Source organism: Roseburia hominis A2-183, from assembly GCF_000225345.1.
Lineage (GTDB): Bacteria > Bacillota > Clostridia > Lachnospirales > Lachnospiraceae > Roseburia > Roseburia hominis.
On the sequence record NC_015977.1, the window covers coordinates 2,774,047 to 2,800,045 of the forward strand.

Genomic DNA, 25,999 nt, shown 5'->3' on the forward strand with positions numbered 1-25,999 from the left:
GCTATTCCTCCCAGACTGCCTCGCTTCCGTTCTCCGTGCGCGTGACATAAAGTCTGTGTTCTATCTGTTCTTTTAATTCTGTCACATGGGAGATGATTCCCACCAGGCGCTCGCTTCCCGCGAGCTGTGACAATACTTCAATCGCCTGTTTTCTGGACTGCGCATCCAGCGTACCGAATCCCTCGTCGATAAACATCATGTCCAGATGCACGGCCCCAGCCTTGCGGATAGCAATATCCGAAAGTCCCAGCGCCATGGCAAGCGCTGCCAGAAACGACTCGCCGCCGGATAAGGTACGGATATCGCGCTCACTGTCCGTGACCAGACTGTACACCGACAGATCCAGACCTTCGTTGGATTTGCGTCCGCTGTTTTCCGTCTCTTTCAGTTTTAGCATAAACTGATGTCCGCTCATCGTCAATAGCCGTCTGTTCGCCTCGTAGATCACCTGCCGGAAATACCGGCGCTGCACATACGTCTCAAAATCAATCTTCGCCGAGCCCGCCAGGCGCCCATCCGCCGTGCAGTACAGTCTTTTCAGCACCTGGTTTTCCGCATCGAGCCGCTCGTGTGCGGCGAAATATTCCCTGCAGCGCTCCACCACTTTCGCATCCGTCTCGTATGCGGTGTGCATTGCAAGAATCTCCTCATGAAGCTCCTGCTGGCGCTGTTTTTGCGCCTCCAGTTCCGTCTCCCATGCCAAGATCCCAATCTCCTGCTTTCCCTCGGTCAGCTTCTGCATAGTCAGAAGCCTGCCCTCACTTTCCACGCGATTCCGGACGTATGCCTCAGACTGCTGCACGAGCGTCTCCCGCCCGCTCTCTGTAAGGAATGCTTCGTGGTATGCCTCCTCCGAAGAAAATCCGGCATCACGCAGCGCCTGCCGGTATTCTTTCTCCAATTCCAGACACTCCTGCACAAGTCCGGCATTCTTCGTCTGCTCCTGCGTCAGCATTCCCTCTTGTCTGGAAATGTCTTCCTTTTTCTTTTGCAGTGTTTCCTCTGCATCAGCAAGGCGCTTCGTACGCCGGTCTGCCTCATCCGTCAGCTGCTGCAGCGCTTCCTCTGCCCTTTCTTTCGTCTCAAATGATAACTCTGCGCGGATCCGTGCCGTTTCCCGCTGGTCTTCTTCCCAGTCGCGCTTGAGCGACTCAAGCTTCAGGCGGTCCACCGCCTCTCCCGTTTCCCCGGGATGTTTTTTCCCCTCCCGTGAAAATCGCTCCGCCTGCCGTCCACGCTCTGTCAGAGACCTCTTTTTTGCTGCAGGTTCTTCTGCCGCCTGCTGTGCGGCAAACGTATAAAGTTCTTTCTCTCTGTCACCGCACGTATCTCCCGCAAGCGCCAAGAACTGCTGCTTCGCCTGCTCCAGACGCAGTTCCTGCTCTGCCGCCGCGCTTTTCTGCCCGTCAAATTCCTGATACGCAGCATCGCGCGCCGTCTCCGCCTGCTCCCGCTGTTCCTTCGCCGCCTTTACCGCCGCTTCGCTGACCGCATTCTCAGCAAGGGACGCCGGATGCGGATGTGTCAGGGAGCCGCAGACCGGACAAGGCTCTGCCTCCCGCAGATTCTGTGCCAGAATTCCCGCCTGTTCCTTTAAAAACAGCTGGTACACGTGCTCATATTCCGCAGACGCCTCCGTGGACCGGGCGGATGCCCGCTCCCACGCTTTTGCGGCGCTGACATACTTTTCCTCGAGCAAAAGCTGCCTGTTTTTTTCCGCGAGCAGCCGGCTGGCTCCTTCCCGCACCGCACGCTCATAATACTGCTTCGCCGACTCGTACGCCTGCTTTGCCTGCTGTTCCCGCTCTACTGCCTCTCCCAGGCGCTCATACACCGGAAGCTGTTCCCGGATGCGGAGCATTTTCTCCGCGTCGGCTTCCGCCGCATCGGCGCTCTGCATCTTAAGCGTATTAAAGTCCTGCTCCTGCCTGCCATGTGCTTCCTTTTCCTCCGCGATAAGGCTCTTCATCCGCTCCACCGTCTCGTCGGACTGCCGCCGCTCATCCAGACGCTCATTGCAGCGCAATTCCTTCACATGCACCCTCTCCGCACGTACTGCCGCCTCCAGCTGTTTTTTCCGGCGCGCTTCCACGGGCTCTTCTTCCTTTAACTTCTGTACCTGCTGTTCACAGTCTCTTAACCCTTCAAACAGTTCATTGACTTCCTTCGCCTTAGAGATTTCCGCAGTCAGCCTCCGTATCGCCTCCCGCACGGTCTCCTGTGAAGCCGTCAGCTCCCTCTCCCAGATACCGATCTGCTCCACCGCTTCCGGAAGCGGAAGTTCTTTCAGTTCTTCGCGCGGCAGAATCACGCGCGCCCTCTCCTGCTCGGCAGCCCGCTCATTTTCCGCAAGCACCCGGTCCATCTCCAGTGAACGCCGCTTTAAGTTCTCCTGGATTCTCCAGTATGCATCCGTGTGAAACAATTTGGAGAAAATCTTTTTCCGGTCGTCCGACTTTGCATACAGAAGTTTTAAAAAATCGCCCTGCGCGATCATGGCAGTCTGTGTGAACTGCTCCTTTGTCAGTCCGATCAGCTCTTCGATCTTCGCATCGGTCTGGCTCCTTTTTTCCGGATACACCGTTCCGTCCGGCAGCGTCAGTTCCACAACTGCCAGAACCTTCTGCTCCCGCAGTTTTCCGTTTTTCAGTTCTTTTACGATCTTATATTCCGGATTTCTCCGCACGCGGTATGACTCGCCCGCATACAAAAAAGAGAATTCCACATAGGTCTCCGTCACACTTTTGGCATACTGGCTCCGCATCATGGCTCCGCTTCTGCCTCCGCCGCTCGCCTCCCCGTACAGCGCATAGGTGATGGCATCAAAAATTGTGGTCTTCCCGGCGCCGGTATCCCCCGTGATCAGAAATAGTCCGCCTGTCTGCACCGTAAAATCAATCTCCGTGCGTCCCGCATACGATCCGAACGCCGACAGGATGAGTTTTTCAGGCTTCATTCGTCCCCCTCCATTTCCTGCGCAATCACCTGACGCATCAGTTCCCGCTCCTCAGGCGTCATCTCTCTCCCGTTCATCTCCGCAAAAAACATGGCAAACGCCTCCTCCGGCCGCACTTCGGCAAGCTGCTCTTCCGTGTCCGACAACAGCTTCCTCGTCCGCGCATTGTCAATCCGTATCTCCAGGATGTGGTCGTATTTTTCCTCCAGACGCTCCTTCGGCTGGAACGCCTCCACGTCATCCGTGAGGGTAATGCTCACAAATGCGTGGCAGACCTCCTGCCCCGCCTGCTCCAAAATCTCATGCAGCGTCCCGGTCAGCTTTTTTACCTCCCGCACCGGCGTAAGCGGAATCTGCCGGATCACGGGCGGCTGTCCCTTGGCTCCCAGTTCCACGACCGTCACGCTCTTCTCCTCCCCCGCCTCGCTAATGGAATACGGAAAAGGCGTCCCGCAATAGCGGTATTTTTCCGCTCCTATATGCTGTGCGCGGTGGATATGTCCCAATGCTGCATAGTCAAACGGCGCAAGCACGCCGGCATCGACATTTTCAACGCCACCAACATAGTGGATTTCGGAGTCACAGGTCGCAGGCTCCTTTCCGCCCGCCGTATAAAACTGGTGTGACAGGATCACGCATCTCCGCGCCGGATCTATCTCCTCGCGCTCAATCAGGCGCCTTACCGCCATGTCATAGCCTTTTATTTCCTCGTCAAACAGCTTTCTCACATAACCCGGCTTCACAAACGGAAGCAGATAAAAATCCACCTCACCGTATCCGTCCGCAAGCGTCACGCGGCGGATCGTCTCCCCCTCCTGCATCGGCGGAAGTCCCGCGATATACACCTCATGTTTTGCAAGAATACTGCTGGCAAAATCAATTCTTCTTGCACTGTCATGATTCCCCGCAATGATCATGACCGCAATCTGCGGCTCTATCTCGCATAATGCCGACAAAAACGCATCAAAGACAGACACTGCCTCCGCCGAAGGCACCGGTGTGTCGTAAATATCTCCCGCAATCAGGATGGCATCCGGGTGCTCGCTTTTTGCAAGCGCCACAATCTGCGCCAGTGTCTTGCGCTGCTCTGCCGCGAGATTGTAGTGATGCAGCTGTTTTCCTATATGAAGATCCGACAAATGAAACAGTTTCAAATCGTTTCCTCCCCGCTAAGCTTCTGCTAAGTTTCTTTTCTTTTCTACGTGATAAAAAGTTTTCATTCACCGTCGTTCATGGTATAATGAATCTATAAACAGTGAACATGGAGTAAAGACGAACGCCCATGCCTGCATGCGGCGGACGGATGTGGCAGCATACTACCGGAGGTGACAGACGATGGAACAACCACAGGATTTATTTGGGAACTATAAATATTGTGAAGAATGCAAACGACCGCTTCCATTGACATATAAAGAGAATCTCTGCCCGTCGTGTATCGAGCAGAAGCTCTTCCGCGAAGTCAAAGAGTACATCCGTGAGAACGATGTAAATGAATACGATGTCGCACAGCACTTCCACATCCCGCATATGCAGGTCAAAAAGTGGATCCGCGAGGGGCGCATTGAGTACAAGGATGACCATCTGAACACGATTACCATGCACTGCACCAGATGCGGCGCACCGATCTCTTTCGGGACTTTATGTGCCAAATGCATGCGCCAGAAGGATGTCTCCATTCACTCCTCTGCCCGTGAGGATATCTCAGACAGCCGGATGCGTTTCATTGAAGACTGATCCACGGATCTGTCCTGATTCATCATATATGATATAAAAAGGTGTCCCGATCGCTTTACCGATCCGGGCCACCTTTTTTGTTTTCTACTTTATGACCGCACGCGGATACTTCACCATGACTGCGTCGAGCATCTCCTCATCCGGTTCAAATTCATAGCGGTTGATTCCCTTCTCGCCTTTGAAAACGAGTTCGTAAATCTTCGTGCCGCTCTCGCCGGAAGTCAAATCCTTACAGGCAAGAGAATTATCATTCTCATACTTGTATACACTCCGGTCCCCCTTCGGTGCCAGTGCAAGGACATCTTCCATCTGAACTCTTCCAAGTCCCTTTCTCTTGCGCTTCGCCTTGATTCTCGCGAAACGGAACTCTCCGTCATAATAGGTGTACTCATACTCAATATCAGAGCGGAATGCCTGAAAATACCAGATGATGGCAAAAATAATTGCCGGCACCGCAAATAAAATCGGCACCCACATCGCAAATAAAAAGCACAGGCATGCCAACACAAACCATACCACGTTTAAAATCTTCTTCACCGTAGATTTCTTTCTCGGAACAATCACTAATTTCTCGTGCATGTAAAACCTCTTTCCGCGCAGTATCCCGCCTGCGCCTCTTCCTTCCAAAAACTGCTCACTGTGCTATATTTTAGCATGTATCCCTTTTCCCGAAAAGACCTTTTGTGTTTATTTTTCAAAAATTTAAGATTCTTACAAAACTTTTTTCTTGACATCCTAATGGCTTTCCTGTAAAATAAATTTCTGTGAGACGCCCAGTTAGCTCAGTTGGTAGAGCAGAGGACTGAAAATCCTCGTGTCTCTGGTTCGATTCCGGAACTGGGCACTTCATGCGGGTGTAGTTCAATGGTAGAACACCAGCCTTCCAAGCTGGATACGTGGGTTCGATTCCCATCACCCGCTTTTCTTAATTGGAGAGCGAAAAAGAACAGAGCAGATGGAGAGATTCTCTCACTGCTCTGTTTTTTTATAATTTTTTCATTCTTTTTTCCTTTTTAACCTTCCATTTCTATGTTATTCTTGTACTAGTTCATTTTAGAAACGGAGTACCATTATGGAGAAAAAGGCTGATTTTCATTCACTTTCCCGCAAGGCGAAAGTGCAGTATGTCTGGGATTATTACAAGTGGCCGATCGCCGCTGCGATCGCTGCGCTCTGCTTTGTCATTTACCTCATCTATCATTACGCGACCTACCGCGACCCGCTGTTAAACGTCATCATGATGAACTGCAACGATTCCATAACCGCCGACAGCAAGGGCTTCGATGAATTTCTCGAAGCCTGCGGCTACGACCCGAAGGAAGATTCCGTCTCCCTCACATCGTCCTTACAGTTCTCGGACGGCGAGTATTCCACGTCCTACAACGACACGCAGGTGCTGACGCTGATGCTGGCAGCCGGCGGACAGGATCTCTTCTTCGGAACCGGCGGCGAATATCTCGATTACGCCAACCAGGGAGCTCTTATGGATCTGTCCACCGTATTATCCGACGAACTGCTGGACCGCTACCAGGATCATCTCATCTACACGACCGAGGACGGTGCCGTCGCTTCCTATCCCTGTGCGATCGAGCTCACCGACAATGCCTGGCTTCACAAGTACAACTATTATGATTCCTGCTATTTCGGCATACTCTATCAGAATCAGAACTTAGACGCCGCCTTACAGTTTGCGGACTTTCTTCTGAATTATAACGACTGATCGTTTTCTCTCCTGATGCTGCCGGCAGCAGAGCGGCTGATTGTTTTTTCAGATCTCTACTTCAGGATGGCAACACCGTACGCCGGAAGCGTCAGCGTTCCATCCTGCCAGGAAGCCGCACGGATTCCGGTCAGCAGTTCTCCTGCCAGCTTCAAATCCCCGCTTTCACTGTCTGCAGATATCTGTGACAGATCCACGGTGCGCTCGTCCTTCGTGCAGTTAAACACGACGATCACCGAGGAATCCTGCCAGCTCTTGCGCAGCACGCACACTGCATCATCCGACAGATTTTCAAGGAACTCTGCCGTTCCGTGCGAGATCTCCGGATAAGCATTCCGCAGACGCAGCGCCTCCTTCACATACCAGTAGATGGAATTGCCGTCGTCCTGCTGCTCCGCAAGACTGTCATAGATCATCGTGATCGCATCCATATCCTGCGGTCCGAGACACATCCCCTCTGCACCGGCATCCTTGCTCCAGTACATCGGCGCACGCTTGTTCTCATCTTTTCCGGCGCCTTTCATTCCCAGTTCTTCTCCATAATATAAGAAGCTGCTTCCGGACATCAGAAGATTCATCGCCTGCGCCAGCTTGGTCTGCGCCTCCATAGTATCGCCGGAGTAATACCCTGCGCCCCTTCCCATATCATGGTTGGTGTAAAACGGCGCATCGATATAGCTGTCACTGTAAGTTCCCAGCGCGTCCTGCAGCCGCACGATCGCTTTTCCGTAAGAAGAGGCACCGCTCGTTCCCTTGACCGCCTTCGCAATCACACCGTCCTTGTCTGCAAACGTAAAGTCAAAGCTGCTGTCAATTCCGCTCTGGTAATACTGTGCGTATGTCTCCAGATCCGACCACACCTCTGTCACAATATACGTATCACTCTTCTTTTCTTTTACCATATTATTAAACCAGGATAGAATTTCTATGTTCGAGTCGATGCTTCCGGTCTCATACTCTTTTGCCGCATCCAGACGGAAACCATCTACGCCCTTTTCCAGCCAGAAGTCTGTAATCTCATCAAACTCCTGCCGCACCGCTTCACTCTCCAGATTCAGATCCGGCATCTCGCTCCAGAACTGTGCCTCATAATACCAGTCCGTCCCTGCCAGCTGGCAGTATCCGCTGCCTTTCTCCCTGGAAAAATGATAATAATCCACATACGGGCATGCCTCTGTATCCGGCTCCATTCCCTCCGGCAGATCCTTCAGATACTCTGCCGCCGTCTGAAACCACGGATGCTGAGACGAAGTATGATTCATCACAAAATCAATCATGACACGGATTCCCCGCTCATGGCATGCGTTCACGAATGTCTCGAAATCCTCCATTGTGCCATACTGCTCATCGATCGCACAGTAGTCCGTCACATCATATTTGTGGTAAGTCGTCGCCGGCATCACCGGCATCAGCCAGATCCCATCACATCCCAGATCTGTATCCGTTGCCGGATTACCGTCATTGATATAGTCCAGCTTCTCCGTCAGTCCCGGAAGATCTCCGATGCCATCCCCATCGCCGTCATAGAAGCTGTAAACGAACACCTCGTACCAGCTCCGGTAGAGATCATCCGTTCCTGCAGCTTCTGCCGGGTTTACCTCCCGCATCAGAGACAGCGCCGTCTCTTCCATGTTCTCCTGTGCTCCCGTCTGCGCATCCGTGCCCTGCCCGGCTGCCGTCTCCGTGTCCTGCCCGGCTGCCGCTTCCGCCGTACCTGTTGCCGCGTCTTTCTCCCCGGCATCCGCTCCGCACGCCGCACTTCCAGCAAGCAACGCCACTGCCAGCAGTGCCGCCAGTTCTCTCTTTCCTCTTCGTCTCATCCAAACGCCCCTCTTTCTGTCAGATTTTCTGTATCCTTTTTCCTTATCATACAGGACTGGTAACGTTTTCACAAGCTGTTTCTTCCTACTTTTCTCTGTCAAACACTTCACCCACCACCTTGAAGTTCTGAATCACGAACGTCGGCAGCACCGCCATCACACCGACACAGCCCAGCTGCATGCCATTCATCGTCTCCACCTCAAAAAGGGTTTTGAGTGCCGGCACAAACAGAACGAGTGCCAAAAGCAGCACACCGAGCGCAAAGGCTCCCAGACTGTACCGGTTTCTCCGGAATCCGATTTTTACAATGGAGTGACGGCTTCTGCAGTTAAACCCGTGGAACAAGCGTGCAAGTGTCAGTGTCGCAAACGCCATGGTGCTCGCCAGCGCCGCACTCTCTTTCAATCCCACCTCAAAGGAAATCATGGTACAGACGGCAATCAGCGCCCCCTGCCCCAGAAGCAGCGCCATAAAGCGCCTTTCCAGAATTCCGCCTTTTGGATTGCGCGGTTTTTCGCTGAGGACATCTCTCTCCGCCGGTTCCATACCGATGGCAAGCGCTGGAAGGGAATCGGTCAGCAGATTGATAAACAAAAGATGCACCGGCTGGAACGGGACCGGAAGTGCTGCAAGCGAGGTGTAGAGCACCGCCAGTATTCCCGCCATATTTCCGGAAAGTAAAAACAGGATTGCATTTTTAATATTCTTGTAGACATTTCTTCCGTTCGCGACCGCCTTGATAATCGTGGCAAAATTGTCGTCGGTCAGGATCATGGCTGCCGCGTCTTTGGACACCTCGGTTCCGGTGATTCCCATCGCCACGCCAATGTCCGCCGCCTTCAGTGCCGGTGCATCATTGACGCCGTCTCCCGTCATGGCGACCACACTCCCCCTGCGCTGCCACGCTTCCACAATGCGGATCTTATTTTCCGGGGAGACGCGGGCAAACACGGCGATGTGTCCGATCAGATGGTCCAGCTCCTTATCCGGCATGGCGTCCAACTCGGGCCCGACCAGTGCGATATCCCCCTCCCCGAAAATGCCAATCTGCTTTGCGATCGCCGTCGCCGTCACTTTATGGTCCCCCGTAATCATGACCGGTCGGATTCCCGCTCTCTTCGCATCTGCCACAGCCGCCGCAGACTCCGCGCGCGGCGGGTCGATCATCGCCACAAGTCCAAGAAAAATGTAATCACACTCCCCGGAAAGCGTCAGCTCCTCGCTCTCTTTCAGTTCCCGGTAAGCAAACGCCAGCACACGAAGCCCCTCCCCGGAAAATCTTTGATTCTGCTCTAAAATCTCCGTACGGTCTTCCTCCGTCATCCGCCGGATGCCCTGCTTCTCCCTAAGATAGACCGCGCGCTTCAAAAGGACGTCCGGCGCCCCTTTGGTCAGCAGTGTCGGTACACCGTGCAGCGCATAGACCGTGCTCATCAGCTTGCGGTCCGAATCAAACGGCAGTTCCTGCTGTCGTTCCATTGCTCCCCGTAAGAAATCATCATCCACGCCACATTTCCGCACCATCTCGAGCAGTGCTGACTCCGTCGGGTCGCCAATCACTTTCCCGTCATCCATGCGCGCATCGTTATTTAAAATCGCATCATACATCAGATAACGATGAAGCTGATCGTTGATCTGCAGCGCCTCCGGCATGATCGCCGTATGATCCAGATAAATCTTCTGCACGGTCATTTTGTTCTGTGTAAGCGTGCCTGTCTTATCCGAACAGATTACCGACACACAGCCCAGACTCTCCACCGCCTTCAGATCTTTGATGATCGCATGCTCCCTCGCCATTTTCTGGGTTCCCATCGCCTGCACGATCGTCACGATCGAACCGAGGGCTTCCGGAATCGCCGCAACTGCAAGCGCGACCGCAAACATCATCGCATCCAGAAGCGGCATATCCCGGTACATGGACAGACCAAACACCAGCGCACAGACAGCCAGAATCAGATATGACAGCTTTTTTCCAAAATCATCCAATGCAATCTGCAGCGGCGTCTTTTTTTCCTTCGCATTGCTTAAAAGTCCTGCGATCTTACCGATCTCCGTGTTCATCGCAGTCTCCGTCACAAAAACCTCTGCCCTTCCGTAAGTCACCAGACTTCCCGAATACACCATGTTCACGCGGTCGCCAAGCGCCGCCTCCTGTTCGATCACACCTTCTCTTTTCTCAACATTCGTCGATTCTCCCGTCAGCGAGCTCTCATCCACCTGCAGTGAATAGCTGCGCCGGATTCTGCCGTCCGCCGCCACCATGTCTCCCGCCTCCAGCAGCAGAAGGTCTCCCGGCACGACTTCCTTCGCCGGAATCTCCACCTTCACGCCGGAGCGCAGCACTTTCGCGTTCGGCGACGTCAGATCCTTCAGACTCTCCAGCGACTTCTCCGCCTTTACATACTGGACCGTTCCTAGCAGCGCATTGAGCACGATCACAACCAGAATGACAAAGGTGCTCTCCGGATTCCCCGAACAGGCGGAAATCACGGCTGCCACAATCAGAATTCCCACGAGAAGATCCGCAAACTGTCCGAAAAAAACCGCAAAAACACTCTTTTTCTTTCCCTCCACCAGCACATTCTCCCCGTATTGCGCCAGCCGTTTTGCCGCCTCCTCCGTTGTGAGTCCATGTTCTGAGGTCTCCATCTTCTTTTTCACTTCTTCCGCTGAAATCTGATACCACTCTTTCATTTCTGCCTCCTGTTTTCTTAAAATTAAAAAAGAGACTTCCAGCACGAAATGTATCTCTGCGATACTTTCCGCGCTAAAAGTCTCATAACCACGGGTAATCTTCATGGTACACAGCGCCAGGTCCAAGACCGCGTATGTTGACGCTGCAATTTAAAACTACTCCCCTTTAGCAGTTCTGTTATTTAAGATTGTATGGAGTATAACAGTCCGACGCCGCCTTTGTCAATCCTCTCCCTGCAACCTTAACGCATCCTTTACCTCTCCCGCGCAGGAAAACAGCACCAACAGTTCATGTGCCAGCAGCGGCATTGCCGCAAGTCCAAGCAGCTTCGTCCACTCCAGAGCGGTAAGTCTGCAGGTTCCAAACAACTGTACAAAATACGGTACCTCCGTGACCATCAACTGAAGACCAATTCCCACCACAAACGCCGCCAACATCAGACGATTTTCCAGATGATTCATGCAAAACACCGAAGTCTCCACATCGCGCATGCCGACCGCATGGAATAACTGCGCCATGCCGAGCACGGTAAATGCGTAGGTCTGCGCCCGTGCTAACACCTGCACGTCTTTAAGCACCGCCTGCAGGTGTGGAAGTGTCAATGTCATCCCGGCGCCTTCGATCATACCGACCGGCACCTGCAAAAAGGCAAGCATACTGATTCCAGCGATCAAAAGACCATAGAAACAGGTGCATCCCCAGCCGCCTCCCGCAAACAGGCTCTCATCCCTGTGTCTCGGCGGACGGTTCATGTAATCCTTCTGTTCTTCCACATCCACCCCGAGCGCCAGTGCCGGCAGCGAATCCGTAATCAGGTTGATCCATAGAATATGGCTTGACTTTAGGGGCGATACCAGCCCCATGGCAACTGCTGCCAGCATTGTGATAATTTCTCCAAAATTGGATGACAACAAAAACAGCACCGACTTGCGGATATTTTCATAGATGCTGCGTCCCTGTGCAATCGCTCCTGCAATCGTTGCAAAATTGTCATCCGCCAGCACCATATCTGCTGCATTTCTGGCAACGTCCGTTCCCGCCATTCCCATGGCAATTCCCACGTCCGCAGATTTTAACGACGGGGCATCATTGACTCCGTCCCCTGTCATAGCGACAATCTCCCCGTTCTTTTTGCATGCGGACACGATTCTGACCTTGTGCTCCGGGGATACATGGGCAAACACCCGGGTTCTACTGATCCGCGCCGCCAGCATCTGTTCGTCCATCCGCTCCATCTCCTCGCCCGTCACACATTCATCCCTCCGCTCGGCAATGCCGAGCTGGCGTGCAATCGCAAGCGCCGTGTCCGCCCTGTCCCCGGTAATCATGATCGTCCGAACTCCGGCACGTGCAAACTGTTCCACCGCCTCCGCCGCCTCGGGGCGTACCGGGTCTTCCATTCCTGCCATCCCCAGAAACGTAAGCCCGCTCTCCTCCATCTGTGCCGCTTTAGGATGCATGCCAATCGCCAGCACGCGAAGTCCCGCTTCCGTCATCTCGGCAAGTCCCCGTTTTGCCTGTTCTCTCGCCGCCGCAGAAAACGCCGCCGTCTTGCCGTTGCTCCACACATACCGGCACCGCTCCAGGATTTCATCCGGCGATCCCTTCGTGAAAGAGATTCTGCCGTCCAACGTCTCATGCAGTGTCGTCATCCGTTTCCGCTCTGAATCGAAGGCAATCTCGTCGATCCGCGGCATGGTGTCCTCCAATGTCTCCCGCTGTATGCCGAACGCTGCCGCCATATCCAAGAGCGCTAATTCTGTCGGATCGCCGCGGCGTTCCCCTCCGTGGAGGGATGCGTCGTTGCAGAGAGAAAATCCCTGCAAAAAATACCGGTCGCCGGCCGGATGCAGTTCTTTTACCGCATGCACTCTGCCGTTCACGTAACATTTTTTTACAGTCATGCGGTTCTGTGTCAGTGTTCCCGTCTTATCCGAGCACACAACGCTGACACATCCCAATGTCTCCACGCTCGGCAGGCGCTTTACAATGGCATTTGCCTTCACCATCCGCGAGACGGAAAGTGCCAGCACCATCGTCACAATGGCGGGAAGTCCCTCCGGCACCGCCGCCACCGCAAGAGAGATCGCCGTAATCAGCATCTCTCCCACATCCCGTTTTTGCAGGATTGCCATGCCAAAAAGGAGCACACATAAGAATACGGACACCGTGCCCAAAATTTTACCGAGGTCCGCCAACCGCTTCTGCAACGGTGTCAGCTCGACCTTCGCCGCCTTCAGCATCCCGGCAATTTTCCCGATCTCTGTATCCATACCGATGGCAGATACTCTCCCCACGCCGCGCCCGTAGGTCACATTTGTCGACATATATGCCATGCGGTTCTGCGCCGTATCCTTGTTGACCGGAACAGACTCGCCGGTCAGTGCGGATTCTTCTATTTTCAGGTTCACCGCTTCTGTCAGCACAAGATCCGCCGGAACCTGACAGCCGGCTTCCAGCACCACAAGATCGCCCGGGATCAGATCGGCAGCCGGAATCTGCCGCACTTCATCCCCTTCCAGAAGCAGTGCATGCGGGCTGGTCATCTGTTTTAACACCTCCAGCGATTTTTTCGCTTTTCCCTCCTGTATCACTCCCACCGTCGCATTTAACAGCACCACAGCCAGAATAATTGCCATATCGCCGTATTCCCGCAGCAGCAGGGAGATCGCCGCCGCCACAAACAGGATAAAGATCAGAGGATCGTTTAACTGTTCCAGAAAACTTTCCGCCCAGGATTTTTTCTCCTCATCCTCGAGCACGTTTCTCCCTCGTTCTTCCGTTTTTCCGCGATAATATTCCTGCATATGCGCTGCCCCCATCCATCGAGTTTCCCACAAAGTAGCACGTCCACCGCTTTGCCGTTAACTCATCCTATGAAAATGTGGACGGGTTTATGCCTGTCTGCGTGAAAAAGGGTATGCCGACGTGATTCCGATGCACAACATCGCTCCAACATCTGCATACCCTTTTCCCTGCAAATCATATTTTATTTACTGTAATACAAACTGGCTCACAATCTCACGCAGCTTCTCCACATAAGTATAACACTCTTCCACCATGTCGTGCGTGGTGCCTGTCTTCTCCACCATGTCGCTGGTCTTCTCCGCAATATCGCTGACGCCGATCGACGACTCGCCCACTGTAGAGTTGATTCCGCTAAGTGCCTGTGCAATCGCGTCGATAGAATTGGCAAGGCCAGCCATCGCATCGCTCACGTCGTTCATACTGGTCTTGAAAGTATCCGCATCCTCCTGGTACTGCTCGCTGACCTGCTCAAATTCCTTATACTCCGTCAGCACGGTATTCTCCAGGAATCCGGTGGTCTCTTCTAAGCATTCTGCCATATTGGAAACTGCTGCGTTGACAGCATCCACAATCGTGCCGATATCCTTGATCGCCTTGGACGTCTGATCCGCAAGGCTTCCGATCTCCGTTGCAACCACCGCAAATCCACGTCCTGCCTCCCCGGCTCTTGCCGCTTCGATGGAAGCATTGAGTGCAAGCAGTCCGGTCTGGGATGAGATCTCCATGATCGTGCCGGTCAGTTCGTTGATCTTATCGACCGCCTTCGATCCCTCGATGGCTTCCTGAGCCTTTGTCTTGACGTTGTTGTACATCGTCATTGTCTTGGTGCTTGCCTCAACTGTCTTGGTGCGTAGATCATTTGCCCGCATCATGATCGCTTCCGAGGTCCGTGCGCCCTCCGTCGCCATACTGTTAATATCATCCGCTCCGCTCTTGATAACCTCGATATTTTCGTTGATTGTTACTGTGGTTGCCGCCGTCTCCTCCATGCCTGCCGCAAGCTGCTGGCTTGTCGCGGAGTTGTCGGAACACATGTGATCCACCGTGGTGGTAATCTCCTGCAGACCATCCACATTCTGTGTGATCTGGTTACTTGCGGTATCAATATCGCCAATCATGGAACGCAGGTTCCTGCGCATCACATGTACCGCATTTGCCATCTCTCCCGTCTCATCCCGGCGGCTGCGCAGCTTTGCGCCGTTCGGATTTGATCTGAAATCCAACTGTGCGGTATCGACAATAATCGTTGTAATCTGCTGAATCGGTCTGCAGATAAACTGGCTTACTACGTATGCCAGAACAATCGCTGCAGCCAGTATCCCCAATGACAGCAGCATAATCTTACTTACTATCTGATTCAGCGGCTTCATGATCTCGTCTTCATCCGCCGTCACCACAACAATCTGACGGTTCGCCGTGATCGCGTAAGCCGCATATTTGGTAACGCCCTTAAAATCATACGTCACTGTCTCATTCACCGGTACCTGTCCCTTGGCAAGCTCTGCAACGACGCCAAGCACGACAGCATTCTCCACCGGCTGTCCGATCTTTTCCGCGGTCGGGTGATATAACATGGTGCCGTCCGTGTCAACAAGATAGGCGTAGGAAGAATCAATTCCCTCCATACTGATATCCGCTAAGGCATTCTCATATGCTCCTGCATCCGCCTCCTGTGGAAGATTGTTCACAATCTCCACTCCCATCTCCGCCATGCTTAAAATATAATCTGCACTGACGTCTCCGACAACCTTCTTTGCTCCCGCTTCCGCCCGGAATGCGACGATCAACACCGACATAACCACTGCAAGCACGGTCAGCAGCATGATCTTTGCTGAAATTGAGTGAATAAATGATACTTTCTGCTCCTCTTTCATGGTACTTCTCTCCATTCCCCTTCGTAATTGCCGGGAAATTTTACTCCCAGCTTATATCTGTTATTTTACCACAACATACAGCCGAAAGAAACTCTTCTTCTACAAAATATTGCAAAAGAAATTGTTGCAATCAGCATAGACCGCTTTGGGATGATAAGTAATATTATTAGAAGACCAGAGAACAAAAAAGTTCCAGAATAAACAGACGGCGGGAAATTCTTTGAAGCAAAATTCACGTATTTCTTCCATGCCGTGGCTGGCATCCCATTCCGTGTCTCTTCCACGTTTGGACACTCACGGAGTGTGTCCGACAAGCCGCAGACAATGAGCGGACTTTCTGGTGTCCCTAATGGCACCTCTTCACAGACAATATAAAAACCGCGCGAACCGAAACTCGTTGCCATCTGCTATTAAAAATATGGCAGATGGCAATTCAAACATCAGCTTCGCGCGGTTATGTTTTGTTCGACATAAAGATGGCATTTATGCCATCTGTTGTCTGGTGCCGCAAGGGACACACACAAAAGTTCTAAAATTGTCTGCTGGCTTGCGGACACAGTCCGTGGAGTGCTCCAAACTTGGAAAGACACGGATCATCGAGGATGCCAGCTGCGGCATGGTTAGAAATACCGGATTTTGCGGTCAGAATTTGCCGCCGCATGTTTATCTGGAACTTTTAAGTATCTATTGTTCGTAATATTACTTATCGACACAAAACACAATATGCTGATTTCGACAATTCTTTCCTCTATTTGCTTAGTCCTCAAACGGGATAACAGCTCCGTCATAGGTGTCGTTGATGTACTGCTTGATCTCATCAGACTTTAATACTTTTACAAGTGCCTGGATGCCAGGGTCATTCTCATGTCCCTCTTTTACTGCAATGATGTTCACGTAGGTCTTCGCTGCCTCGGAATCGGATGCCTCGTAAGCCAATGCATCTTTTGCAACGGAGAAGCCCTGCCTGTAATGCATAGTTACCGTTTAATACGACGAATGCAACCTCCGGAGCCACTCTTGCAACCTGCTCTGCTGCCAGCTCCTCGATCTTGACGTTGTGCGGGTTCTCTGCGATATCATTAACAGTTGCCTCTAATCCGGCGCCTTCCTTTAAGGTAATGATGCCGTTATCCTGTAACAGAAGAAGTGCTCTCGCCTCGTTTGTGGTATCGTTCGGCACTGCGATGGTGTCGCCGTCAGCCAGCTCGGAGAGATCGGACTTTGTTCCCGGATAAATGCCGAACGGCTCATAGTGGATGCCGCCTGCATTGACCAGATGGGTTCCCTTCTCTTCGTTAAAGCTCTCAAGGTACGGAATGTGCTGGAAGTAGTTTGCGTCAAACTCGCCGCTTTCTACCACTTCGTTCGGCATTACATAGTCGTCGAAAATCTTGATCTCCAGATTCCATCCCTCATCGGCAAGAATCTTCTTTGCTTCCTCAAGAATCTCTGCGTGCGGTGTTGCGGATGCAGCCACTTTGATGGTGCCGCCTTCTGCTGCGGTATCGGTGCTCTCTGTGTTCTCAGCACTCACAGCCTCCTCCGTTGCAGCTACGGGCGTCTCTTCCTTTGTTGCTGCACTGGTGTCTGTGCTCTCCTCCGTGCTGCTTCCGCATCCTGCGAATGCGGATAATGCGAGCACGCCTGCCAGAATCGTTGACAATACTTTCTTTTTCATAATAGTGTCCTCCTTAAAACTTAAAAATATATGCAAATTTGTTATTGCTACTTTCTGCGATCCAGCCGATTCGCAATCTTCATTCCGATCGTCTGGAAAATCTGGAATAAAATTACCAGAAGCACCACTGTGACAACCATGATATCGGTCTGCCATCTGGTGTAACCATAGCGGATGGCAATATCTCCCAGTCCGCCTCCGCCGACGGTTCCTGCCATCGCGGAATATCCTAAAATCGTGCCAAGGGAAATCGTTGCTCCGACAATCAGAGACGTTCTCGCCTCCACCAGCATGACCTTGGTCACAATCTGAAAATCGGATGCTCCCATGGAGCGCGCTGCCTCGATGACGCCTGCATCCACCTCTTTTAATGAGGATTCTACCATTCTGGCAATGTAAGGTGCCGCCGCAATCGTCAGCGGGACGATCGTCGCCGTCGATCCGTAGCTTCTTCCCACCACAAATCTGGTGAACGGAATCAGCACAATCAGCAAAATAATAAACGGAATACTGCGCAGCAGGTTGGAAATCACATCCAGCACCTTGTAGACTGCCGCATTCGGACGGATGCCGTCCTTGTCCGTGACAGTCAGCACAATTCCCATCGGAAGTCCGATGATATATCCAAACAATGTGGACGCTAAGGTCATATACAGGGTGTCCCGGATTCCCTCCAAAAGCATGATGATTACCTGACTATTCCACATCTCCGGTCACCTCCTCAATCTCAAGTCCCTTTTCCACCAGATAAGCCTCCATCTGCTCCTGCAGCCCGGCGTCTGACGGAAGTCCCAGAATCATCTCACCCTTTGCCACTCCGCCGACATTCTTGGTATCTGCGCGGAGGATGTTCACCGGCGTACCGAACTTTAACACCATATTGGCAATGACGGGCTCAAATGCGGAATTCTCTGAGAATACAATACGAAGCTTCTTATCGTCGCCGATGCGGTCCCGCTGTCTGCTCTCACCGCTCCATCCGGTCAGCTCCGCTCCATCCGCAGTATCACCTTCCGCCCCGGAATATGACGCGGCATCCGCAGCACGGTCGCTCAAGATCAGGCTTCTCGCCACACGGGATTTCGGATGGTTGAAAATCTCCTCGACCAGGCCGACTTCCACGATGCTTCCTTTTTCCACAATCGCCACATGGCTGCAGATTTCCCGGATCACGGACATCTGATGCGTGATAATCACAATCGTGATGCCGAATTTCCGGTTGATCTCCTTTAAGAGTGCCAGAATGGACTGCGTTGTCTGCGGATCTAAGGCACTGGTTGCCTCGTCGCAGAGCAGAATCTTCGGATCCGTCGCAAGAGCTCTGGCGATCGCCACTCTCTGCTTCTGTCCGCCGGAAAGCTGTGCCGGATAAGCGTCCGCCTTGTCGGCAAGTCCGACAGTCTCGAGCAGCTCAAGCGCTCTTTTCTTCGCCTCATCCTTCTTTTTCTTCGCAATCTGCATCGGGAAACATACATTGTCCAGCACACTCTTTTGCATGAGAAGGTTGAAATGCTGGAAAATCATTGCGATGTCGCTCCGCTGCTCCCGCAGTTCTTTCTCGGTCAGCGTTCCCAGATCTCTACCACCGATGATGACCTCACCGCCCGTCGGCCTCTCCAGATAATTCAGGCACCGCACCAGAGTACTTTTCCCGGCACCGGACATTCCGATAATTCCGTAGATGTCTCCCTCCTCAATGTCGAGCGAGATATCCCGCAACGCTTCCACACTGTTTCCCTTCTGCTCGAAGGTCTTTGATAAATGACGTATCGCAATTGCTGGCATGCACTGCCACCTCCTAAAATGTTATTTCAAAAACATAGAATTAAAAAGAATCTCGCTTGCGAGATTCTCCGCGCGCGAGCGGTTCGCAAAGCAATATTTTCCTTACCGCGAGCTGCGCATCCTCGCGGAGCGTTTTTTATTTCATAGGAAAGTTCCACTTTCACACATGAATGTATCACGGTATTTCCTATGAAATAAAAAAAAGCAGCCCTGCGGCTGCCCCAACCTGCGCTCCATAGCGCCGGTATCTATCTGTTCTTCCAAAGGTCTGAAGAATCCGGGAAAAGCCGCACAACATTCACATCCATGCCACCATACATGGACATCCGACACATCCTGTCACACATCATCGCTGTTCTCATCTGCCACGCTGTGTCTCTCATACCCGTTTCCTCCTTCCTGCTTTTTGCTCCATGCCATCTGTTATCTGCATGTTTTTTTTGATTACATTGCCTATTATAACAGGCAGTTTGGGAAAGTGTTAATACAGGAAGCCGATAGTTGGCTATAGGTGAAACCTATAGCCAACCACTACATAATTTTCTCTTTATATTTTTTCAATTCTTCGATATAGATCTGTCCGATGTGACTGATTGATGCCCCTTTGCGCTTCACATAGCCAATCCGCATCTTTTCCGTCTCCTTGAGTGGAATTGCCATGTAATCGCTGCCGTTTAGCTCCTCGCAGATAATTCCCGAGCACAGCGTGTACGCGTTCAGCCCAATCATAAAGTTTAGCAGTGTTGCCCGGTCGTTCGCCTTAATCAGCCGCTTATAATCGTAGGTGCTCTTCATCTCTTCCGCGAGGTAGAGCGAGCTGTTCCGTCCCTGGTCAAAGGACAGGCACGGATACTCGTCCAGTTCTTCCATGGAGATCACGCTCTGCCCTGCAAGCGGATGTCCCGACCACAGATAGACATAGGTATCGCAGGCAAACAGTTCCTCGAACTCCAACCCCTTCTCCCGGATGATCTTCATCAGCACCTGCTCATTAAAATCGTTCAGATACAGAACGCCGATCTCGCTCTTAAAATTGCGTACATTCTCCATAACGTCGTATGTGGTCGTCTCGTTCGCCGCGAATTCATAGCTGTCCATCCCTGCTTTCTTTACAGTCTCCACAAACGCTTTGACTGCAAACGTATAGTGCTGCATGGACACACTGAACTTTTCCTTGCGCTGCTTCTCCACATAGCGCGCCTTAAGGATTCCGTACTGGTCGATCACCTGTCTGGCGTACCCCAGAAACTCCTCACCCTCCGGTGTGATGATGATTCCCCGGTTCGAGCGCATAAAAATCTGCAGCCCGATCTCCTGCTCCAGTTCCTTTACCGTCTCGGACAGACTGGGCTGCGATAAAAACAGACGCTTTGCCGCCTCATTCATCGATCCGCAGCCGGCTATCGTCAGTGCATATCTCAGTTGCTGTAATGTCATGAATTCTCCTTTTCCAGATAACGCTTTTTACTTGAAAAACCGCGGCCGGAAACCTCACTGACACGATTGATCACAACAAATGCATCCTCATCCACCGAATGGATCAGCTTCTCCGTCTTCGCCAGTTCCTGTATTGACACCACCGTAAGCAGCATCTCTGTCTCCCGCTCCATGTATCCGGTCTCACTTTTTAACATTGTAACACCGCGGTCGATATCTGTTAAGACTGCTTTTCTGATCTCATCGATTTTCTCACTGACTACTTTGATCTGCATCTTTGCAGTTCCAAGCATCAGGCACTTATCCAGCACCACGCTGTAGACAATCACCAGCAGAATACCATAGAGAAGCTGTTCTCCTGTACTGTCAAACGCCTGGAGCAGCAAAATCAGCATATCGAATACATAAATGGACTTTGACACCGGTATCTTAAAATAACGGTTCAACACAAGCGGCGGTATATCCATGCCGCCAGTCGATGCGCCCGCACGGATCACAACGCCGATGGCTCCTCCGATACAGATTCCTCCAAAGATCATGCAGAGAATCATATCGTCCGTGATCGCATAGCCGTGCAGAAGCCGTGTAAACAGCTCCAGCGCTACCGGATAGCTGAAGGTGCTGACCAGTGTGTTTGCTGCAAATTTTTTCCCGAATACCGCAAATCCGATCAGAAACATAACCGTATTGAACAGCAGTACAAACACGGAGACGGAACAACCCATCATGTGGTGCACAAACAGCGCAATTCCCGTCGTTCCGCCGGTAATCAGTCCTCCCGGCACAATGAACATTGCCACACCGAATGCATACAGGCAGTTCCCCAGAATCACCACGCACGTCTCGAGCACTCTTTTCCAAAATTCATTCATCTTTCCTGTCTCCTCTGATCAGATTTCTTATCAGCTTATAAATACCCCGCACAACCGAGAACACAAGGAACATTACAATGAATCCGAATACACCCATCACAATGTCTGCAAATTCCATATTGCCGGTGCCTGTTACTTTCTGCCCGATCTCTATGGCAAACGTGATCACGATAATCAGTGTCAGCACATAAATCCACGCAATTACCATGACATGATCATGCTTTGCCAGCCATTTAAAAACAGGATACACGACAAAAATGAATCCCATTCCCATCATACCAATGACGAGAAAATGCAGTTCTTTATCTGTAAAATTGTATTCATACGCATCATTCAGACGAAGAATGTGGCTGTGAATCTTCGCAATCCATTCCACAATCCAGTACAGCAGCTCTTTCATAATTACCTCCTGCTTCTAGTTTTTGGAATAAGATTACTACGAATCTCAGCCACATGCAAGTCAGCGTATTAGCGGAATAAAATCTCAGCACAGTGTATTTTTGTACACCGTTCCCCCTTTCATAATCAGGCGCAGATGATCGGTGTCTGCAAGAACCGATACACTTTTTGTCGGATCTCCATCCACCAGAAGCAGATCTGCATAGGATCCCGCCTCCAGCACACCGATCTTTCCCTTCGGGTAAGGATTCTGGTAGGTCGTAAGTGCAAACACCTCGTTTGCAGTGCCCGTCAAAGCCCTCAGCGCCCGCATTGTGCCGAAGCGCTTTTCGTAATACCGGATATCCTCGCTCTGCTCCACCTGATAATCCGGTCCCGTGATCATCATATCCGTTCCGAACAAAAGCCTGATATCCTCATGCCGGTTTAAGATCTCGGTAGCCGTCGCCTCCGCACAGCACACCATCTCGTCTTTCGGCGGCATGTTCTCTACACCGAGCATGTCCTCATACTTTTTAAACTGAGGCATGGGATTTAAAAATGCTCCTGCCGCCGCCACCTGCTCTGCCGCCGTCTCGTCGATGAGATGTGCGTGCTCGAGACTCCGCACGCCCGCTCCCAGCGCGCGCAGGATCGCCTTCGGCGTATACAGATGCGCCATGACGTAGGTTCCGTAATCTGCTGCCACATCGCAGGCGGCTTTCATCTCCTCCGCTGTAAACTGTACGGTCTCAATCGGGTCACAGCTGGACATGCAGCCGCCGCCCGCCATCAGTTTGATGTGGGATGCACCGCGGTAGAACTGCTCGCGCACTGCCCGGATGATCTCCGGCACCCCGTCCGCCAAAACGGTGCTGGACGGATGCCTGTACTGGATGTCGCGATAGGTATGCGCATACTCCGAATCCCCATGCCCGCACGTCTGGCTGATGTAGGCACCGCAGGGATAGATGCGCGGACCTGGAAGCACACCCTCGTCAAACGCCAGCTTTAATCCCTCGCTCACACTTCCCGCATCACGGAACGTGGTAAACCCGGCCATCAGCGCATCCTTACATTTTGCGACGGTCAGCACCGTAGCGTAATCCACCGGGAATTCTCCCTTTGCGAACAGACAGCCCATGTGAACATGCGCGTCCGTCATTCCCGGCATCGCCACCATGCCCGTGCCGTCAAATACCTCGTCAAAATTTTCTTCCGATACTTCATCCCCGGTAATCTCTGTGACAAGATCGTCTTCAATGACAATCTTTTTCCCATGCGCCAGCCCACTGCTGTGCCCGTCGAATACCGCTGCGTTTTTGATCAGTTTTTTTCTGTGTTTTTCCATGCCTTATCCTCTGTGGCACTGTGCAGTCTTACGCACACTGCCCGTCTTATGAAAATTTATCACGCACCACTTCCGCCAACAGTCTCGCTGTCATATCGACTCCCAGAGTTGCGCTGTTGACCATCAGATCCATATGGTTCATATCGTTCGGCAGATACCCCGCATACCGCATATGGTAGGCATCTCTCGCCTTGTCCACATCACGGATCATCCGCTTCGCCGCCTTTGTGTCCATGCCGAGATCATTGACACAGTTGACAATGCGGTCTTCGTACGGCGCATAGATAAAAATTCTGATCAGATGATCGCAATCCTCCAGAATTGCGTCCGCGCATCTGCCGACAATGATGCAGGATTCCTTCACGGCAAGTTTTTTTATCATCTCGCTCTCCGTCTTAAACAGGGCATCCTGCGTCGCCGTGGTTCCGCTGCCGAGTGGGAAACTCATGAACAGATACTTTGCCGACTCCTCCAGATTGCTCGCTTCCTTTAACGGAATGTTGTGAACTTTGGATGCCTCCTCCACAATATCCCTGTCATAGTATTCAATTTCCAGAAGTTCTGCCAGTTTCTTTGCAATCGGTCTTCCCAGACTTCCGAATTGTCTTGAAATCGAAATCACATATTTCTGCATATCTTTCTCTCCTCTCCGTCTTCGCACACAGCTATGACTCTTCCTTTAAAATACGTTTTAAGAATTTTCTGGTTGCCTCCTCCTTCGGATGGTCAAAGATCTCCTCCGGCGTTCCTTTTTCCACAACCACACCGTCTGCCATGAAAATAACCTGGCTTGCCACTTCTCTTGCAAACTGCATCTCATGTGTTACCACAATCATTGTGACTCCCTGTTTTGCGAACTGTTTCATGACATTTAACACCTCACCCACCAGCTCCGGATCGAGTGCGGACGTCGGCTCGTCGAAAAGAATGACCTCCGGATTCGCCGCCATTGCCCGTGCAATTCCGACACGCTGCTGCATGCCGCCGGATAGCTGTGCCGGGTAATAATCGTACTTTCCTGCAAGACCAACCTTGTCTAACAGTTCTTTTCCGATCTTCTCCGCCTCTTCCTTTTTCATATGGCGTCCCACGGTAAGCCCCAGCGTCACATTAGAAAGAACCGTCTTGTTCACGAAGAGATTGTAATTCTGAAAAACGAAGGAAGTATTTCTCCGAATCTCCAGCTTTTCTTTATTTTTTACATTTTTTAAGTTATATTCTCTTCCGTTTAAGACCATCGAGCCTTCATCCGGTTTTTCCAGAAGATTCAGGCAGCGCAAAAAGGTGGTCTTACCGGAACCGCTCGGTCCGAGTATGACGATGACGTTCCCTTTCTGTACATCAAGATCGATTCCTCTTAAAATCACGTTATCTCCAAAAACCTTTTTTACATTTCTCACTTCTAATACTGCCATAGCCCTGTTTCCTTCCTATTATAATAATGTACGATGCCGTACCGCATCTCAGCCTGCCAGTGTCTTAACGCTTTTTGAAAATTTCCGCTCCACATAGTGGCTTAGCCGCTCTAACACAATTCCGATGCCCCAGAATACCAGGGCTGCCGCCACATACGCCTCCAGGTAAGAGTACGCCGCGCTTGCCGCATTGATGGAATCCGTCAGAATATCCGACACTCCGATGACCGACACTAACGCCGTTCCCTTTACCAGGGAGAGAATATCGTTCGTGAGCGGCGGAATGACCGCCCGCACCGCCTGCGGCACAATCACATGGAAAAAGGTCTGTGCTTTTGTCAGTCCCGAGGCATATCCCGCTTCATACTGTCCCTCTATTTTTAACGCCGCTGCTAAAACTGATGGGCGCCTCCGGCAATCTGCTCACCGCTGCGGAACAGTACGGCAGAATCATGATTGCAGGCGGCGTCATCCAGGTTTTATCCTGCGGACTTGCACCTATATTAAGGAATGAGAACCGGCAGGTCGGTGCCATGACCATCATGGTCCTGGGGTTCCTCTTTAATCTCACGATGGATTTCGTACTGCTTTACTTTTTCCATCTGGGAATCGGAGGCGCCGCTCTGGCCTCTTTGGGCGCGCAGCTGCTGACCACCGCCCTCTGTTTTCTCACACTTTTCGGTGTCACAGACCGCCTCCGCGCGCGGCTCGGCCTTCCGGGCTCTGCCGGCACATCTCTCTGCCCCCTGCACAGGGAGCAGTTCGTCTTTGAGAAAGACTGCTGGAAGCGCATTTTTTCCATCGGAATCTCTCCTTTCGGAATATCACTGACGCCGTCGCTTTTAATTCTCTATCACAACATCGCCTGCCTGAATTACGGGGATCTTGCCGTGAGCGCATATGCGCTGATCTCCTCAACCATCGGCTCGTACCGGATTCTGCTGATCGGCGTTGCGGAGGGAATGCAGCCGCTTGCCAGCAAAGCCTACGGCGCATCGCAGAACGGAAATGCCACTCCCGCAGAGCGGATCGCCGCCTACGACGAGATCCGGCATATCCGTAACAAAGCCATCCGGACTGCGATTGCCGCCAGCGTTCTTCTGTTTTTGTTCACCATCGCCACCGCCTCCTTCTATCCGGCTCTGTACGGCTATCAGGGAGACGCTGCTGCTGCCGGCTATCACGCGGTTATGCTTACCGCTGCCCAGCTCATCTTTACCGGCATCGTGAGAGTAACCAACAGCTTCTTCTATGCCGTAGGAAAGAACCGCTATTCTTTATTTATGATCTATTTTGATCCACTCTGTCTGACTCCTGCAGCATTGGCAGTGCTGCCGCATTTCTTCGGGACGGACGGAATCTGGCTGACTGCCGTGATTACACAGTTTCTATTAAACCTTGTCGCCGCCGGCATGTTTGTGCGGCACAATGCGCAGATGAAACGTGAGCAGGCAGCTCTGACAAAAGGAGTATAA

Annotated in this window: 20 protein-coding genes, 2 tRNA genes and 1 pseudogene; 5 read left to right on the forward strand and 18 right to left on the reverse strand. The window is 52.0% G+C overall.

Annotated elements, in window-relative coordinates; all coding sequences use genetic code 11:
• Position 1: 1 nt before the first annotated feature.
• Both RHOM_RS12390 and RHOM_RS12395 read right to left on the reverse strand, forming a co-directional pair.
• Positions 2-2,956: an AAA family ATPase gene (locus tag RHOM_RS12390; protein WP_014080662.1), complete on the reverse strand. Its 2,955-nt coding sequence runs from the start codon at positions 2,954-2,956 to the stop codon at positions 2-4.
• Positions 2,953-4,110, reverse strand: coding sequence for an exonuclease SbcCD subunit D (locus RHOM_RS12395; RefSeq protein ID WP_014080663.1), 1,158 nt, complete (start codon positions 4,108-4,110; stop codon positions 2,953-2,955). Before RHOM_RS12395 ends, RHOM_RS12390 begins: the two co-directional genes overlap by 4 nt.
• A gap of 181 nt (positions 4,111-4,291) precedes the next feature.
• Between RHOM_RS12395 and RHOM_RS17810 the strand changes: the two genes are divergently transcribed.
• On the forward strand, positions 4,292-4,690 hold the full coding sequence (locus RHOM_RS17810; protein ID WP_014080664.1) for a FeoC-like transcriptional regulator: 399 nt from the start codon (positions 4,292-4,294) through the stop codon (positions 4,688-4,690).
• An 84-nt stretch (positions 4,691-4,774) separates the two neighbouring features.
• Here the strand turns inward: RHOM_RS17810 and RHOM_RS12405 are convergent, their stop codons facing one another.
• Entirely contained in the window at positions 4,775-5,269 is a 495-nt protein-coding gene (locus RHOM_RS12405) for a hypothetical protein (protein ID WP_014080665.1), read from the reverse strand.
• Positions 5,270-5,461: 192 nt separating this feature from the next.
• Here RHOM_RS12405 and RHOM_RS12410 point away from each other — a divergent pair.
• The 3 genes from RHOM_RS12410 (at position 5,462) to RHOM_RS12420 (ending at position 6,410) form a co-directional block, all read left to right on the forward strand.
• Positions 5,462-5,534, forward strand: a tRNA-Phe gene (locus RHOM_RS12410).
• A gap of 6 nt (positions 5,535-5,540) precedes the next feature.
• Positions 5,541-5,611 (forward strand) — tRNA-Gly (locus tag RHOM_RS12415).
• A gap of 151 nt (positions 5,612-5,762) precedes the next feature.
• A complete protein-coding gene (locus RHOM_RS12420; RefSeq protein ID WP_014080667.1) occupies positions 5,763-6,410 on the forward strand; it encodes an extracellular solute-binding protein in 648 nt (215 codons plus the stop codon).
• Between the two features lie 56 nt (positions 6,411-6,466).
• Here the strand turns inward: RHOM_RS12420 and RHOM_RS12425 are convergent, their stop codons facing one another.
• The 15 genes and pseudogenes from RHOM_RS12425 to RHOM_RS12490 all read right to left on the reverse strand — a co-directional run bounded on the left by RHOM_RS12425 (position 6,467) and on the right by RHOM_RS12490 (position 24,839).
• Positions 6,467-8,230 carry an alpha-amylase family glycosyl hydrolase gene (locus RHOM_RS12425; RefSeq protein WP_014080668.1) on the reverse strand — a complete coding sequence of 588 codons (1,764 nt, stop codon included), beginning with the start codon at positions 8,228-8,230 and terminating at the stop codon, positions 6,467-6,469.
• A gap of 85 nt (positions 8,231-8,315) precedes the next feature.
• Positions 8,316-10,925 (reverse strand): cation-translocating P-type ATPase, encoded by a 2,610-nt coding sequence (locus RHOM_RS12430; protein WP_044025032.1) that lies wholly within the window; start codon positions 10,923-10,925, stop codon positions 8,316-8,318.
• Between the two features lie 222 nt (positions 10,926-11,147).
• A complete protein-coding gene (locus RHOM_RS12435; RefSeq protein ID WP_242823136.1) occupies positions 11,148-13,733 on the reverse strand; it encodes a cation-translocating P-type ATPase in 2,586 nt (861 codons plus the stop codon).
• A 186-nt stretch (positions 13,734-13,919) separates the two neighbouring features.
• Complete coding sequence (locus tag RHOM_RS12440; RefSeq protein WP_014080671.1) at positions 13,920-15,608, reverse strand: methyl-accepting chemotaxis protein; 1,689 nt, start codon at positions 15,606-15,608, stop codon at positions 13,920-13,922.
• 756 nt (positions 15,609-16,364) lie between these two features.
• A pseudogene (locus RHOM_RS12445) lies at positions 16,365-17,286 on the reverse strand (MetQ/NlpA family ABC transporter substrate-binding protein).
• A 47-nt stretch (positions 17,287-17,333) separates the two neighbouring features.
• Positions 17,334-17,993, reverse strand: a complete 660-nt coding sequence (locus RHOM_RS12450) for a methionine ABC transporter permease (RefSeq protein WP_014080675.1) — start codon at positions 17,991-17,993, stop codon at positions 17,334-17,336.
• Positions 17,983-19,071 carry a methionine ABC transporter ATP-binding protein gene (locus tag RHOM_RS12455; protein WP_014080676.1) on the reverse strand — a complete coding sequence of 363 codons (1,089 nt, stop codon included), beginning with the start codon at positions 19,069-19,071 and terminating at the stop codon, positions 17,983-17,985. The genes RHOM_RS12450 and RHOM_RS12455 overlap by 11 nt, the downstream gene beginning before the upstream one ends.
• A gap of 248 nt (positions 19,072-19,319) precedes the next feature.
• Positions 19,320-19,454, reverse strand: coding sequence for a hypothetical protein (locus RHOM_RS18135; RefSeq protein ID WP_014080677.1), 135 nt, complete (start codon positions 19,452-19,454; stop codon positions 19,320-19,322).
• Between the two features lie 148 nt (positions 19,455-19,602).
• The gene (locus RHOM_RS12460) at positions 19,603-20,508 is read right to left on the reverse strand and encodes a LysR family transcriptional regulator (RefSeq protein ID WP_014080678.1); all 906 of its coding nucleotides are present in this window, start codon (positions 20,506-20,508) and stop codon (positions 19,603-19,605) included.
• Entirely contained in the window at positions 20,505-21,380 is an 876-nt protein-coding gene (locus tag RHOM_RS12465; protein ID WP_014080679.1) for a YitT family protein, read from the reverse strand. Before RHOM_RS12465 ends, RHOM_RS12460 begins: the two co-directional genes overlap by 4 nt.
• Entirely contained in the window at positions 21,373-21,780 is a 408-nt protein-coding gene (locus RHOM_RS12470; RefSeq protein WP_014080680.1) for a hypothetical protein, read from the reverse strand. Before RHOM_RS12470 ends, RHOM_RS12465 begins: the two co-directional genes overlap by 8 nt.
• A gap of 84 nt (positions 21,781-21,864) precedes the next feature.
• Positions 21,865-23,109 (reverse strand): metal-dependent hydrolase family protein, encoded by a 1,245-nt coding sequence (locus RHOM_RS12475; protein WP_014080681.1) that lies wholly within the window; start codon positions 23,107-23,109, stop codon positions 21,865-21,867.
• Positions 23,110-23,155: 46 nt separating this feature from the next.
• Positions 23,156-23,743 carry a cytidylate kinase-like family protein gene (locus RHOM_RS12480; RefSeq protein ID WP_014080682.1) on the reverse strand — a complete coding sequence of 196 codons (588 nt, stop codon included), beginning with the start codon at positions 23,741-23,743 and terminating at the stop codon, positions 23,156-23,158.
• 31 nt (positions 23,744-23,774) lie between these two features.
• A complete protein-coding gene (locus RHOM_RS12485) occupies positions 23,775-24,524 on the reverse strand; it encodes an amino acid ABC transporter ATP-binding protein (RefSeq protein ID WP_014080683.1) in 750 nt (249 codons plus the stop codon).
• 48 nt (positions 24,525-24,572) lie between these two features.
• Positions 24,573-24,839, reverse strand: a complete 267-nt coding sequence (locus tag RHOM_RS12490; RefSeq protein WP_014080684.1) for an ABC transporter permease subunit — start codon at positions 24,837-24,839, stop codon at positions 24,573-24,575.
• Positions 24,840-24,853: 14 nt separating this feature from the next.
• Here RHOM_RS12490 and RHOM_RS12495 point away from each other — a divergent pair, with 14 nt between their 5' ends.
• Positions 24,854-25,999, forward strand: a complete 1,146-nt coding sequence (locus RHOM_RS12495) for an MATE family efflux transporter (RefSeq protein WP_243132402.1) — start codon at positions 24,854-24,856, stop codon at positions 25,997-25,999.

Bases quoted from the DNA above. Each gene is read 5' to 3' on its own strand.
- RHOM_RS12390 (WP_014080662.1), bottom strand. From the start codon at position 2,956: ATGAAGCCTGAAAAACTCATCCTGTCGGCGTTCGGATCGTATGCGGGA.
- RHOM_RS17810 (WP_014080664.1), top strand. From the start codon at position 4,292: ATGGAACAACCACAGGATTTATTTGGGAACTATAAATATTGTGAAGAA.
- RHOM_RS12405 (WP_014080665.1), bottom strand. From the start codon at position 5,269: ATGCACGAGAAATTAGTGATTGTTCCGAGAAAGAAATCTACGGTGAAG.
- RHOM_RS12420 (WP_014080667.1), top strand. From the start codon at position 5,763: ATGGAGAAAAAGGCTGATTTTCATTCACTTTCCCGCAAGGCGAAAGTG.
- RHOM_RS12425 (WP_014080668.1), bottom strand. From the start codon at position 8,230: ATGAGACGAAGAGGAAAGAGAGAACTGGCGGCACTGCTGGCAGTGGCG.
- RHOM_RS12430 (WP_044025032.1), bottom strand. From the start codon at position 10,925: ATGAAAGAGTGGTATCAGATTTCAGCGGAAGAAGTGAAAAAGAAGATG.
- RHOM_RS12435 (WP_242823136.1), bottom strand. From the start codon at position 13,733: ATGCAGGAATATTATCGCGGAAAAACGGAAGAACGAGGGAGAAACGTG.
- RHOM_RS12440 (WP_014080671.1), bottom strand. From the start codon at position 15,608: ATGAAAGAGGAGCAGAAAGTATCATTTATTCACTCAATTTCAGCAAAG.
- RHOM_RS12450 (WP_014080675.1), bottom strand. From the start codon at position 17,993: ATGTGGAATAGTCAGGTAATCATCATGCTTTTGGAGGGAATCCGGGAC.
- RHOM_RS12455 (WP_014080676.1), bottom strand. From the start codon at position 19,071: ATGCCAGCAATTGCGATACGTCATTTATCAAAGACCTTCGAGCAGAAG.
- RHOM_RS18135 (WP_014080677.1), bottom strand. From the start codon at position 19,454: ATGAGAGACACAGCGTGGCAGATGAGAACAGCGATGATGTGTGACAGG.
- RHOM_RS12460 (WP_014080678.1), bottom strand. From the start codon at position 20,508: ATGACATTACAGCAACTGAGATATGCACTGACGATAGCCGGCTGCGGA.
- RHOM_RS12465 (WP_014080679.1), bottom strand. From the start codon at position 21,380: ATGAATGAATTTTGGAAAAGAGTGCTCGAGACGTGCGTGGTGATTCTG.
- RHOM_RS12470 (WP_014080680.1), bottom strand. From the start codon at position 21,780: ATGAAAGAGCTGCTGTACTGGATTGTGGAATGGATTGCGAAGATTCAC.
- RHOM_RS12475 (WP_014080681.1), bottom strand. From the start codon at position 23,109: ATGGAAAAACACAGAAAAAAACTGATCAAAAACGCAGCGGTATTCGAC.
- RHOM_RS12480 (WP_014080682.1), bottom strand. From the start codon at position 23,743: ATGCAGAAATATGTGATTTCGATTTCAAGACAATTCGGAAGTCTGGGA.
- RHOM_RS12485 (WP_014080683.1), bottom strand. From the start codon at position 24,524: ATGGCAGTATTAGAAGTGAGAAATGTAAAAAAGGTTTTTGGAGATAAC.